Origin of the sequence: Pseudomonas sp. SWI44 (genome assembly GCF_002947915.1) — a bacterium.
Taxonomy (GTDB): Bacteria; Pseudomonadota; Gammaproteobacteria; order Pseudomonadales; family Pseudomonadaceae; genus Aquipseudomonas; species Aquipseudomonas taiwanensis.
The window spans coordinates 276,684-289,776 of the sequence record NZ_CP026674.1 but is presented as its reverse complement, the minus strand read 5'-3'; the positions used below and the strand labels follow the sequence as shown (position 1 = coordinate 289,776).

General features: G+C 63.4%; 11 protein-coding genes. All 11 read left to right on the top strand.

The window, feature by feature from the left end; translation table 11 throughout:
* The first annotated feature begins 15 nt into the window (after positions 1 to 15).
* The 11 genes from tssC to icmH all read left to right on the top strand — a co-directional run bounded on the left by tssC (position 16) and on the right by icmH (position 13,084).
* Positions 16 to 1,488: a type VI secretion system contractile sheath large subunit gene (gene tssC, locus C4Q26_RS01300; RefSeq protein WP_023379995.1), complete on the top strand. Its 1,473-nt coding sequence runs from the start codon at positions 16 to 18 to the stop codon at positions 1,486 to 1,488.
* 7 nt (positions 1,489 to 1,495) lie between these two features.
* Positions 1,496 to 1,918 carry a type VI secretion system baseplate subunit TssE gene (gene tssE, locus C4Q26_RS01295; protein WP_023379996.1) on the top strand — a complete coding sequence of 141 codons (423 nt, stop codon included), beginning with the start codon at positions 1,496 to 1,498 and terminating at the stop codon, positions 1,916 to 1,918.
* Between the two features lie 128 nt (positions 1,919 to 2,046).
* Positions 2,047 to 3,834 (top strand): type VI secretion system baseplate subunit TssF, encoded by a 1,788-nt coding sequence (gene tssF / locus C4Q26_RS01290; RefSeq protein WP_023379997.1) that lies wholly within the window; start codon positions 2,047 to 2,049, stop codon positions 3,832 to 3,834.
* Positions 3,798 to 4,805: a type VI secretion system baseplate subunit TssG gene (gene tssG, locus C4Q26_RS01285; RefSeq protein ID WP_023379998.1), complete on the top strand. Its 1,008-nt coding sequence runs from the start codon at positions 3,798 to 3,800 to the stop codon at positions 4,803 to 4,805. Before tssF ends, tssG begins: the two co-directional genes overlap by 37 nt.
* A 6-nt stretch (positions 4,806 to 4,811) precedes the next feature.
* Complete coding sequence (gene tssH, locus C4Q26_RS01280) at positions 4,812 to 7,424, top strand: type VI secretion system ATPase TssH (protein ID WP_162472068.1); 2,613 nt, start codon at positions 4,812 to 4,814, stop codon at positions 7,422 to 7,424.
* 10 nt (positions 7,425 to 7,434) lie between these two features.
* Positions 7,435 to 8,964: a sigma-54-dependent Fis family transcriptional regulator gene (locus C4Q26_RS01275; protein WP_023380000.1), complete on the top strand. Its 1,530-nt coding sequence runs from the start codon at positions 7,435 to 7,437 to the stop codon at positions 8,962 to 8,964.
* Between the two features lie 68 nt (positions 8,965 to 9,032).
* Complete coding sequence (locus C4Q26_RS01270) at positions 9,033 to 9,173, top strand: hypothetical protein (protein WP_023380001.1); 141 nt, start codon at positions 9,033 to 9,035, stop codon at positions 9,171 to 9,173.
* An 18-nt stretch (positions 9,174 to 9,191) separates the two neighbouring features.
* The gene (gene tagH, locus C4Q26_RS01265; protein ID WP_104882586.1) at positions 9,192 to 10,373 is read left to right on the top strand and encodes a type VI secretion system-associated FHA domain protein TagH; all 1,182 of its coding nucleotides are present in this window, start codon (positions 9,192 to 9,194) and stop codon (positions 10,371 to 10,373) included.
* A 4-nt stretch (positions 10,374 to 10,377) separates the two neighbouring features.
* Positions 10,378 to 10,884, top strand: coding sequence for a type VI secretion system lipoprotein TssJ (gene tssJ, locus C4Q26_RS01260; protein WP_023380003.1), 507 nt, complete (start codon positions 10,378 to 10,380; stop codon positions 10,882 to 10,884).
* On the top strand, positions 10,881 to 12,212 hold the full coding sequence (gene tssK, locus C4Q26_RS01255; protein WP_023380004.1) for a type VI secretion system baseplate subunit TssK: 1,332 nt from the start codon (positions 10,881 to 10,883) through the stop codon (positions 12,210 to 12,212). Before tssJ ends, tssK begins: the two co-directional genes overlap by 4 nt.
* Before the next feature lie 5 nt (positions 12,213 to 12,217).
* Positions 12,218 to 13,084, top strand: a complete 867-nt coding sequence (icmH, locus tag C4Q26_RS01250) for a type IVB secretion system protein IcmH/DotU (RefSeq protein WP_023380005.1) — start codon at positions 12,218 to 12,220, stop codon at positions 13,082 to 13,084.
* Positions 13,085 to 13,093 lie beyond the last annotated feature (9 nt).

The window sequence follows — 13,093 nt, the reverse complement described above, 5'->3', positions numbered from 1 at the left end:
AGGAAGCTATTTGTCATGAGCACCGCCGCACAACAACAGAGCGCCGAGAACAGCGAATTCAGCATTCTCGACAGCATCATCGCCGAAACCCGTCTGACCCCCGACGACGAAGCCTACGACATCGCCAAGCGCGGTGTGTCGGCCTTCATCGAAGAGTTGCTCAAGCCGCAGAACGACGGCGAGCCGGTCAAGAAGGCGCTGGTCGACCGCATGATCGCCGAGATCGATGCCAAGCTCAGCCGTCAGATGGACGAGATCCTCCACCATGCCGATTTCCAGGCCATGGAGTCGGCGTGGCGTGGCCTGCAGTTGCTGGTCGACCGCACCAACTTCCGCGAAAACATCAAGATCGAAATCCTCAACGTTTCCAAGCAAGACCTGCTGGACGACTTCGAGGACTCGCCCGAAGTGATGCAGGCCGGCCTGTACAAGCACATCTACACCGCTGAGTACGGCCAGTTCGGTGGCCAGCCGGTTGGCGCGGTCATCGCCAACTACTTCCTGTCGCCGAGCTCGCCGGACGTCAAGCTGATGCAGTACGTGTCCAGCGTAGCGTGCATGTCCCACGCGCCGTTCATCGCCGCGGCCGGCCCCAAGTTCTTCGGCCTGGAAAGCTTCACCGGCCTGCCGGACCTCAAAGACCTGAAAGACCACTTCGAAGGCCCGCAATTCGCCAAGTGGCAGAGCTTCCGCCAGTCGGAGGACTCGCGCTACATCGGCCTGACCGTGCCGCGCTTCCTGCTGCGCAACCCGTACGACCCGGAGGAGAACCCGGTCAAGTCGTTCGTCTACCGCGAAACCGTCGCCAACAGCCACGAACACTACCTGTGGGGCAACACTGCCTTCGCCTTCGGCACCAAGCTGACCGACAGCTTTGCCAAGTTCCGCTGGTGCCCGAACATCATCGGTCCGCAGAGCGGAGGCGCGGTGGAAGACCTGCCGTTGCACCACTTCGAAAGCATGGGCGAGATCGAAACCAAGATCCCGACCGAAGTGCTGGTTTCCGACCGCCGCGAGTACGAACTGGCCGAAGAGGGCTTCATCGCCCTGACCATGCGCAAAGGTAGCGACAACGCAGCGTTCTTCTCGGCCAACTCGGTACAGAAACCGAAGTTCTTCGGCATCAGCGCCGAAGGCAAGACGGCCGAACTGAACTACAAGCTCGGCACCCAGCTGCCGTACATGATGATCGTCAACCGACTGGCCCACTACATCAAGGTCCTGCAGCGCGAGCAACTGGGCTCCTGGAAGGAGCGCACCGACCTGGAGCTGGAGCTGAACAAGTGGATCCGCCAGTACGTGGCCGACCAGGAGAACCCCAGCGCCGAAGTCCGTGGCCGCCGTCCGCTGCGTGCGGCACAGGTCATCGTCAGCGACGTGGAAGGTGAGCCGGGCTGGTACCGCGTGAGCCTGAACGTGCGTCCGCACTTCAAGTACATGGGGGCCGATTTCACCCTGTCGCTGGTCGGCAAGCTGGACAAGGAGTAACACGCCGATGACGAGCGGATACGGAAGCCTGTTCGAACGTTTGAGCGGCGAAGCCGGCAAGCGTGCCAACTGGCGGCGTGAAGATGCTGCCATGGCGTCCGTCGCCGCTCATCTGGCGAAGATGCTCAGCACCCGGGCCGGTAGCGTGCAGACGCTTGCCGACTACGGGTTGCCCGATCTCAACGACATGCGCCTGAGCCTGCACGACGCGCTCAGTCAGGCCCGCCAGGCCATCGAGCATTTCATCGAGGCCTACGAGCCGCGCTTGTCGGATGTCAGGGTGATTTCAAGACCGCGTGATCACGATCAGCTCAAGCTCGCTTTCAGTATCGAAGGCCAGCTTGAGGTGAACGGTATCAAGCGCCAGGTCAGTTTTGCCGCGCGCCTGGATGGCAGCGGGCAAGTCAGCGTAGGTCAGGGAGACTGGTGATGTTGCCTTGCACATGACTGGGCTCTCCCTGTGACTTTTTGACCACCACCGGCTAGCCGCACGCCGTCTGCCAGGGACTGCTCAGGCAGCCACGGTGGTACCCAGACCGAATTCAGGCGAAACGACAGATGTCCTTCAATCATTACTACCAAAGCGAGCTGACGGCCCTGCGCCAGCTAGGTCGCCGTTTCGCCGAGCGTAGCCCGGCGTTGGCGCCGTACCTGGGCCAGGCCGGACGCGACCCCGATGTCGAGCGGCTGCTCGAAGGCTTTGCCTTTCTCACGGGTCGTTTACGCCAGAAGCTCGACGACGAGCTGCCTGAGCTCACTCACTCACTGATGTTGCTGCTGTGGCCCAACTACATGCGTCCGTTGCCAGCCTTCAGCATCCTGCAGTTCGACCCGCTGCGCCAGGCCGGTCCGGCACTGCTGGTCGAGCGCGACACGCCAGTGGAAGGTCGGCCTATCGATGGGGTCAGCTGCCGCTTTCGCACCTGTTACCCCACCGAGGTCCTGCCGCTGAAACTGAGCGCGCTCAATTACTCGCTCAATGGTCAGGGCGCGCTGCTCAGCCTGCGCCTGGACATGAACTGCGATGGCCATGTCGGCGACGTCAAGCTCAGCCGCCTGCGCCTGCACCTGGCCGGAGAGCGCTACATCAGCCAGATGCTCTACTTGAGCCTGTTGCGCGGACTGGCTGGCATCGAGCTCATAGCGCTGTGCAGCAATGGCAAACCGTTGCTCAACGACGCTGGCGATCCGCTGGTCCTCAAGGCGCGGGATGCCAAGGTTCATCCGGTAGGGTTCGCCGAGGAAGAGGCGCTGATTCCTTACCCGTTGAACACGTTTCGTGGCTATCGCTTCTTGCAGGAGTACTTCGCCTTCCAGGACAAGTTCCTGTTCGTCGATGTCACTGGCCTGGACGTTCTGCAGCGGCTGCCCGAGGAAACCCTCAAGCAGGTGCACGGCGTGGAGGTGCGTTTCGATATCCGCAAAGCCGAAGCCCAGCGCCTGCGCCCGACCCTGGACAATGTGAAACTGTACTGCACGCCAATCGTCAACCTGTTCAAGCACGACGCCTTGCCGATCCGCCTGGACGGCAAGCAGGACGAATACCTGCTGTTGCCTGCCGAGCTCGACCCCGAGCACTGCGGGGTATTCTCGGTCGATGGTGTCACCGGCTGGAGCCCCGGAGGACTGGGCTACCAGGAATACGTGCCCTTCGAGTCCTTCGAGCACGACCCCAGCTTCGATGTGCCGCACAGCCGATCGCACTACAGCCTGCGCCAACGCTCTTCGCTGCTGCACGATGGCCTCGATACCTACCTGAGCTTCGGTGTGCATGGCGGCGAGTTCCACGAGACCTTGTCGATCGAGCTGACGTGCACCAATCAGAACCTGCCGCGGCGGCTCAAACTCGGTGACATCTGCATGCTGAGCGAGCAGACCCCCGAGTTCCTGACCTTCCGCAACATCACTGCGGTCACCTCCAGTTATGCACCGCCGCTCAATCGCGATTTTCTTTGGAAGCTGATCAGCAACATGTCGCTGAACTACCTGTCGCTGGCCGATGTGGACGCGCTGAAGGTCATCCTCGAAACCTATGACCTGCCGCGCTACTACGACCAGCACGCGGAGAAGGTCAGCCGACGCCTGCTCGGTGGGCTCAAGTCGATCCGCCACCAGCATGTCGACCGCTTGCACCGTGGCCTGCCGCTACGCGGCCTGCGCACCGAACTGACGATCGATCCCGAGGGTTACATCGGTGAAGGCGACCTGTTCGTCTTCGCCTCGGTGCTCAACGAGTTCTTCGCACTCTACGCCAGCCTCAACTCGTACCACGAGCTGCGGGTGAAAAGCACACAAGGGGAGGTGTACCAATGGACACCACGTATGGGCCTGCAGCCCCTGCTTTGAGCCGGCTGAGCCGGAGCATCCGTGAATACTCGCTGTTCCAGGCGGTTCTGCTGGTCACCGAGCAGTTGCGCGAGCATTACCCGTACCTGGAGGACGACGAGCTGTATGACCTGCTCGAGTTCGAGGCCAACCCGAGCCTGGGCTTTCCGCGCAGCGATGTCGACCGCGTCGAGTTCTTCCGCGAGCACGGCCAGTTGCGTGCGCGTCTTCGATTCAACCTGGTGAGCCTGATCGGTTCCAGCTCGCCGCTGCCCGCGTTCTATGGCGAACAGGCGTTGGGTGACAGTGAAGATGGCAACCCCACGCGCCAGTTTCTCGACCTGTTCCACCACCGGCTGCAACGCTTGCTCCTGCCGATCTGGCAAAAGTACCGCTACCGCGCCAGCTTCAAGAGCGGGGCGCTGGATGGCTTCTCATCGCACCTGTTCGCCTTGATCGGCCTGGGCGGTGAGGAGATCCGCAGGGCCAAGGAACTGAACTGGAAGCGCCTACTGCCGTACCTGGGCGTGCTGAGCCTGCGTGCGCATTCGGCCGCCCTGATCGAGGCGGTGCTGCGCTATTACTTCAAGCACGCCGACCTGGTCATCGAGCAATGCCTGGAACGACGCGTGGAGATTCTCGAGGAACAGTGCAACCGCCTTGGCCTGGCGAACAGCCTGCTCGGTGAAGACGCGGTACTGGGCGAGCGGGTGCGCGATCGCAGTGGCAAGTTCCGTATTCACATCACCCAGTTGGACTGGCAGCGCTTTCACGAATTCCTGCCCATCGGCCTCGGCTATCAGCCGCTGTGTGCGTTGGTACGTTTCACGCTGCGCGACCCCCTTGATTACGACATCCGCCTGGAGCTGCGCCGCGAGGAAATTCGCGAGCTACGCATTGGCGAGCAGAACGTCTGCCACTTGGGCTGGACCAGCTGGTTGGGGCGCGAGCGCGCCGATGGCGTGGTGACTTTGGGAAGCAAAATTCATTAAGGATCAATGACCATGATCAACGTAGACCTGCAACAACTCGTACAAGCCCTGGATGCCGACAGCCGCCGTGACCTGGAGCGCTGCGCCGAGCGCTGCGTCGCTCGCAGCGGCAGCAAGATCCTCGTCGAAGACCTGCTGCTCGGCTTGTTCGAACGTGAAGGCAGTCTGTTGCAGCGAGCGCTGCAAGACGCCGAGGTCGATTTCGGCGAATTCCGCGCCGCGCTGCATACGGCGGTCGAGCACAGTGCCACCCGCAACCCCGTGTTCTCCCCGGAACTGGTGCAGTGGTTGCAGGATGCGCTGCTGGTGTCCAACCTTGAACTGAGCCAGGCCCAGGTCGACCAGGCTGCCTTGATCCTGGCACTGTTGCGCAACCCGCTGCGCTATGCCGGCAGCCGTTACCAGAAGCTCCTAGGCCGCCTGGATATCGAACGCCTAAAGGGCTATGCGCTGGCCCAGCAGCCCGCTGCGCCCAAGGCCGCTGGCCAGCCTCAGGGCGAGTCGATGCTGCAGCGTTTCACCCACAACCTTACCGAGCAGGCCCGTGCCGGCAAGCTCGACCCGGTGCTGTGCCGCGACGGTTCGATCCGCCAGATGATCGATATCCTCGCTCGTCGACGCAAGAACAACCCCATCGTGGTGGGCGAGGCCGGTGTCGGCAAGACCGCCGTGGTCGAAGGGCTGGCGGCGCGTATCGTCGCAGGCCAGGTGCCGCCTGCCTTGCAGGGCGTCGACCTACTGGCGCTGGACATGGGCCTGTTGCAGGCTGGCGCCAGCGTCAAAGGCGAGTTCGAGCGGCGCCTCAAGGGCGTGATCGACGAGGTCAAGGCCTCGCCCCGGCCAATCATCCTGTTCATCGACGAAGCACACACCCTGATCGGTGCCGGTGGCAACGCGGGTGGCTCCGATGCCGCCAACCTGCTCAAGCCCGCGTTGGCACGCGGCGAACTGCGCACCATCGCCGCCACCACCTGGGCCGAATACAAGAAATACTTCGAGAAGGACCCGGCACTGGCCCGTCGCTTCCAGCCGGTGCAACTGCATGAGCCGACCGTGGTTGAAGCGGTGACCATCCTGCGTGGCCTGGCGCAGTTGTACGAAAAAAGCCACGGCATCTACCTGCGCGACGACGCCGTGGTGGCCGCTGCCGAGTTGTCGGCGCGCTACCTTACCGGTCGACAACTGCCGGACAAGGCGGTCGATGTGCTCGACACCGCTTGTGCCCGCGTGCGCATCAGCCTGGCGGCGCCGCCCGACAGCCTGGAGCGCTTGCGCGCCGAGCTGGCCGAAGGCGAGCGCCAACGCAATGCCATCAGCCGTGATGCTGAGGCAGGGCTGCAGATCGACCAGGAAGCGTTCGAAGGCTTGCAGCAGCGCCTGGCCGAGGCGACCGAGCAAGAGCGACACCTGAGCGTGCGCTGGGCGCGCCAGCGTGAGCTGGCCGAGCAAGTGCTGGCATTGCGTCAGCAAGTTGCCAGCGCTGCCGTGGCGCCGGTGGCCGAGGCGGACGAGGAGGGCACCCTGGTCGAGACCCGCGAGCAGCTGCAGCAGCGCCTTGCCGAGACGCACCAGGCCTTGCTCGATGCCCAGGCGCAAGAGCGCCTGGTCAGTGCCGAGGTCTGTCCACGGCTGGTGGCCGAAGTGATTAGCGCCTGGACGGGCGTGCCGTTGACCCAGCTGGCACGCGAGCATAACGCCAAAGTGGTCAGCTTCGCCGACGACCTGCGTGCGCGCATCCGTGGCCAGGAGCAGGCCGTGCATGCCCTTGACCGTGCCATGCGGGCCACCGCCGCAGGTCTGAACAAGCCCGATGCACCGGTGGGGGTGTTCCTGCTGGTTGGCCCAAGTGGCGTGGGCAAGACAGAAACGGCGCTGGCCCTGGCCGACCTGCTGTACGGTGGTGATCGCTTCATCACTACCATCAACATGTCCGAGTTCCAGGAAAAACACACTGTTTCGCGCCTGATCGGTGCGCCACCTGGATATGTGGGTTATGGCGAAGGCGGCATGTTGACCGAAGCCGTGCGCCAGAAACCATACTCGGTGGTGTTGCTCGATGAGGTGGAAAAAGCCGACCCCGACGTGCTCAACCTGTTCTATCAGATCTTCGACAAAGGCGTGGCCAACGATGGCGAAGGGCGACAGATCGATTTTCGCAACACCCTGATCCTGATGACCTCGAATCTGGCCAGCGATCAGATCAGCGCCCTCTGCGAGAACGGCAAGCGCCCGGATGCCGAGCAGCTTGAAAGCCATATCCGCCCTGTGCTCAGCCGCCACTTCAAGCCGGCCCTGCTGGCGCGCATGCGCGTGGTGCCGTACTACCCGGTCGGTGGCCCGGTGCTGCGCGAACTCATCGAGATCAAGCTTGCCCGCCTGGGCGAGCGACTGCAGCGTCGGCAACTGGCGTTCAGCTATTGCCAGCCGCTGGTCGACCACCTGGCCGAGCGCTGCAGCCAGAGCGAGAGTGGCGCCCGCCTGATCGACCACCTGCTCGATTCGCACGTGCTGCCAAAAGTGGCTGATCGCCTGCTCGATGCCATGGCCAGCGGCGAGGACATCAGCCGTGTGCATGCGACCTTGGACCCGGCTGCGGGCGTGATCTGCGAGTTCGCCTGAGGTGGGAGTGATGTTCACGCATGTGCCGCAGCCTCTGGCCTATGCCGAGACCTTGATGGGGACCTTCACCGAGCTGGCCTGCGCCGCTGACGAGCAGGGCCTGATGCAGGCACTGGTCCAGGCGGTGGCCGGGCTCAGTGGCTGCGCGCTGGTGCAGGTGTACTTGCTCGACTCGACCCACACGCGGCTGGGGCTTGAGGTCGCCTGCCTCGATGGGCAGTTGCAGGCGCGGGACTGTGCCAGCCTGCCGGCCGACTACAATGGCGAGCAGTTGATGCAGTTCGCCTTGTGTCAGAACCGCATGGTGAGCATCGCCGAGCTGTCCGCCAGCATGTTCGACACCAGTTTCCTGCCGGCTCAGGCAACACCATGGCAGGCGCTGCTGGCGGTGCCCCTGGTGACCCCGCAGCAACGGGTGGTTGGCGTGTTGTTGTGCGTAGCCCGGGCGCGCATCGAGCTGGCCGGTTTTGCCGACTCGCTGGGACGCCTCGGTGCTTTCGCCATGGCTCAGTTGCATCTGCTGCGGCGTTTGCGTCAACCCCAGCCGCAGCTGCCGGCCAGTGTCGCCAAGCCGGCCGAGGTCGGTAGTTACGGCCTGATCGGTGACAGCCCGGCCATGCGTCAGACCTGCCAGATGATCAGCAAGGTGCTGCACAGCCCTTACACCGTGCTGGTGCTCGGTGAGACGGGCACCGGCAAGGAATTGGTGGCCCGGGCCATCCACGACTACGGCCCTCGCCGTTCGGGGCCATTCGTGGTGCAGAACTGCGCGGCATTTCCCGAGCACCTGCTGGAAAGCGAGCTGTTCGGTTACCGCAAAGGCGCCTTCACCGGGGCCGACCGCGACCGCCCGGGACTGTTCGACGCCGCGGACGGCGGCACCCTGTTGCTCGACGAGATTGGTGACATGCCGCTGGCGTTGCAGGCCAAGTTGCTGCGGGTGCTGCAGGAGGGTGAGATCCGCCCGTTGGGGGCTAACAGCACGCACAAGATCGACGTGCGCATCGTCGCTGCCACGCACCGTGACCTGGCGCAGATGGTGCGTGACGGTCAGTTCCGTGAAGACCTCTATTACCGCCTGGCCCAGTTCCCGATCGACTTGCCGCCACTGCGCCAGCGTGACGGCGATGTGAGTGCCCTGGCACGGCATTTTTCCGATAAGGCCTGTGCGTTCCTGCAGCGCAGCCCAGTGATCTGGTCCAACGCCGCCCTGAACCACCTCGAAGGCTATGGCTTCCCTGGCAACGTTCGCGAGCTCAAGGGGCTGGTGGAGCGCGCGGTGGTGCTCTGCGAGGGCCGTGAGCTGGCGGCGGAGCACTTTGCGCTGAACGGCGCCGCATCCACAGCGGGCGATGGCGAGCTGAACCTGCGCGAACGCCTCGAGCAGGTCGAGCGCAATCTGCTGCTCGACTGCCTGCGCAAGCACGATGGCAACCAGACCATGGCCGCTCGCGAGTTGGGCTTGCCGCGGCGCACCCTGCTGTACCGACTCGGTCGCCTGAATATCCAGATCGGCGATGGCGCAGGCCGGCTGGCATGAACCTTTTCTCTTACATCCAAGGCGCGCCGCAGCTGGTGCTTGCCTGTTTAGCTCATGGAGTGTTTTCGATGTTCATCGGTATCTGGCGGGCTGCGTTACTGGCCCTGTTAACCGTGCTGGTCCTGGCCGGGTGCAGCGGCAACTACAAGTTCGATGACGACCGCTACCGGCCAGTGGGCGACCCACAGGCCCTCAATCGTGGCAACTGAGCCCAAGGAGCCCTGACCATGGAACTGGTTTTCGAGCTGGTGGACAGACGCCAGCACACCCGCACCGACTCGCCCAGCAAGTCGTTTGGCCGCAGTGGCGGCCACATTGGACGCGCCAAGGACTGCCACTGGTGCATCGAGGACGAAAAGCGCCACTTGTCCAGCCACCATGCCGAGGTCACCTATCGCGAGGGCGCCTTCTACCTCACCGACCAGAGCAGCAATGGCATTCGCCTGGCCAGCAGCGGTGCGCAACTGCGCAAGGGCGAGGCCTACCGTATCGAGCAGGGGGCGGTGTACCAGATGGGCGACATCGAGGTGCGCGCCCGCTTGATCGAAACGGATCGTGCCTTGGATGTAGGGCTCGGCATACCGGGATCGGACATCATCCCCGATGATGCCTTCCTCGCGCTTGACCCGCTGTCCGCCCTGGACAACGAAGAGGCGCGCCTTGCACCGATGGATGAACTGGCCGCCATGACCTTGCCCGACACCCCGGCCAAGCAGCGTGCCGACTACGCCCAGATCGACCGCGAAAACATCATCGTGCCGACGTTGGTGCCAGCCCCGGTTACCGAGCCTGCCCCGCAACCGGCCCCGCGCGAACGGCGAAGTGAAGCATTCTGGGAGCGCTTCGGCGCAGCGCTGGGCGTCGACCTCGCCGGTCTCGACGATCAAGCTCGCGAAGACCTTGCGGTGCAGGCAGCCGGTTTGCTGCGCCACAGTATCGGTGCCTTGCAGCAAAGCTTGCGCACCCGTAGCGAGCTCAAGAACGAGTTACGCCTGTCGCTCACCACCCCGCAAGGCGCCAGCCGGAACCCGATCAAGGCGCCGTTGGAAGCCGACCAGGCCCTGGGCGAGTTGCTCAAGCCGCGCCGGCCCGGACAGTTGTCGGCCGAGCAGGCCGTGGCCCAGGCCTTCCGTGACTTGCAGGCACACCAGGTGGCTTTGCTTGGTGCCAGTCGCAGCGCCTTGCGCAGCACCCTCGAACACTTTGCCCCCAGTCAGTTGGCGTTGCAGTTCGAACGCCTGGGTCGCAAGCCGTGGTTCGGTAGCCGCTGGAAGCAATACGTGCGCTACCACGAAGCACTCAGTGCCGATGCCGACTGGAGCGAGCGCCTGCTGGCCAAGGACTTCGCCCAAACCTACGAAGAGCAGGTGAGCCTGATCGCTTCCCTTCACCACGATCCGCGAGGATGACTGCATGAAACCTATCACCCGCAAATGCTTCGGGGCAGCGTGGGCTTTGGTTGCCGCGTCCTGGTTGACCGGCTGTGCCGCGCTGTCGCCGTATTCGCACATGACCAAGCTCGACCTGACACTGACCGCCACCGACGCGCTCAACCTCGACATCAACGGCCGGCCGTCGCCGGTAGTGGTACGTCTGTTCGAGCTCAAGCACCCGGTCGCGTTCGAAAGCACCGACTTCTTCACGCTCTACCAGCGCCCGAAAGAAGCCCTCGACCTGGACATGGTTGCCAGCGAAGAGCACGAACTGCGCCCAGGCGAAACCCTGAGTCTGAACCTGAGCATCGACCCAGGCAGCCGCTTCGTCGGCGTGCTGGCCGCCTATCGCGACCTGGAGCAAGCCGAGTGGCGCCGGGTGCAGCCGGTTCGGGCCGGTGAGCGGACGGTCGTCAACCTGTACCTGGACAAGACCGGTATTCACAACGGCGTACCAGCGGTAGTCCAAGCGGGTGAACAGCCATGAACGTGCACAAGGTAGTCTGGCAGGAAGGCATGCTGCTGCGCCCGCAGCATTTCCAGCACAACGACCGCTACTACGACAGCCAGATGAAAACCCGCACGCAGCTGCTGGGTAATTGCACCTGGGGTTTCATCGATCTGGAGATCGACCTGCAGTTCCTGACCATGGGCAAGCTGGTGATCAGTCGTGCCGCAGGCATCCTGCCGGATGGCAGTCTGTTCGAGCTCGATGGCAGCAGTGAACCGCTGGCCCTGGACGTGCCGCCAAACACCGGCAGCACGCCGATCTTCATGGCCTTGCCGCTGGTCACCGGAAACCACATCGAGGCCCGCCGGCCGGAGCAGGCCGAGGTATTGACGCGCTATACCACCTACGAGCTGGAGGTCAGCGATTCCAACGCGGGCGATGACAACAGCACCCAGATCAACTGCGCGCGCCCGGACTTCCGCCTGCTGCTGGGCGAGCAGCAGGGCGACCAGGCGTACGTCAAGCTCAAGGTGTGCGAAGTGCTCGACACCTCGCCGGACGGGGTCATTACCCTGGATCCGGACTTCGTCCCGAGCTACATCCGGACCCAATCCTCGGTGTACCTGCAGTCATGCCTGAAGGAAGTGATCAGCATGCTGGCCTTGCGTGGCGACACCCTGGCCGAGCGCATCCGCTCCAATGGCAAGGTCGGCGGTGCAGAGGTGGGCGACTTCATGATGCTGCAGCTGATCAACCGTACCGAGTTGCTGCTGCGTCACTACCTGAACCTTGAGCAGGTGCACCCGGAAGAGTTGTACCGCACCTTCCTGATCATGCTCGGCGACCTGTCGACCTTCTCCAGCGACACCAAGCGCCCTCGGCTGGACGCTCGTTACCAGCACAGTGACCAGGGCAGCAGCTTCCGCAAGCTGATGGAGTCGATCCGTCAGGTGTTGTCGATGGTGCTCGAGCAACATGCCATCGAGTTGGAGCTGCAACAGCGCCAGTACGGCATCCTGGTTTCACCCTTGCACGATCCAGGGCTGCTCACCACGGCATCGTTCGTACTGGCCGCCAGCGCCAACTGCGAATCCGAGGAGCTGCGCCAGCGTCTGCCGCTGCACCTCAAGGTCGGCCCGGTGGAGCGCATTCGCCAGTTGGTCAACCTTCACTTGCCTGGGCTCAAGGTCAAGCCCTTGCCTGTGGCGCCGAGGCAGATCCCGTTTCATGCCAACAAAACCTACTTCATCGTCGAACTCGATGCCGCAGATCGCGCCAAGATGGATGGCTCTGGTGGTTTCGCCTTCCACGTCACCAGTGAGTTCTCCGATCTTGAACTGAAATTCTGGGCCATCAGGAACTGACCGCAATGAGCAAGGACACGGAACACCCGCAGGACGACAAGACCGTCCTGTACAACCAGGATGGCTCGGCACCCTCTGGCCAGCCACTGACGGCCCATGGCGATGCGGCCAAGGTCGAGCCGCTGGAGCAGCGTATGGTCTATTCGGCGCGGCTCCCTGCCAGCGGCAGCTTCAGCGTCGGTCTCAACCCGTTGGTGGCGGCTGCTGGCGAGTTGATTTCGGAAGTGGTGCGGCTCAAGCACAGCGAAACCGCCGAAGACTTGAATACGCTCAAGGAGCGACTGAGCGCCTACATCCGCACCTTCGAAGCGCGCATCCATTACGAAGGGGTCGAGAGCAGCCAGGTGACGGTGGCGCGCTACCTGATTTGCACCGTGGTCGATGAAGCCGTGGTCACCACCTCGTGGGGCAACGAAAGTCAGTGGTCCCAGATGAGCCTGCTCAGTGCGTTTCACAACGAAACCTTCGGCGGCGAGAAGTTCTTCGCCTTGCTCGACCGCATGTCGAAGAACCCGGTCAAGCACCTGGCCATGCTGGAGCTGATGTACCTGTGCCTGTCGCTGGGCTTCGAGGGCAAGTATCGGGTAATCGATCGCGGTATGTCCGAACTCGAAGGCATCCGCGACGCGCTGTTCCGCCAGATCCGCCAGCTGCGGGGCGACGTGCCGCGCGAGTTGGCGCCACGCTGGGAGGGTCACGACCAGCGCCACACTCCGGTGCGTATCGTGCCGTGGTGGAGCGTGGCGTTGCTCACGATGGTGTGTCTGATGGTGCTGTATGCCGGTTTCGCCTGGGTGCTGGGGGAGCAGCGCGCCACCGTCTTGCAACCCTTCCAGCCCCTCGAACAGAACGTGGCCGAACAGAAGCAGTGACACAAGGAT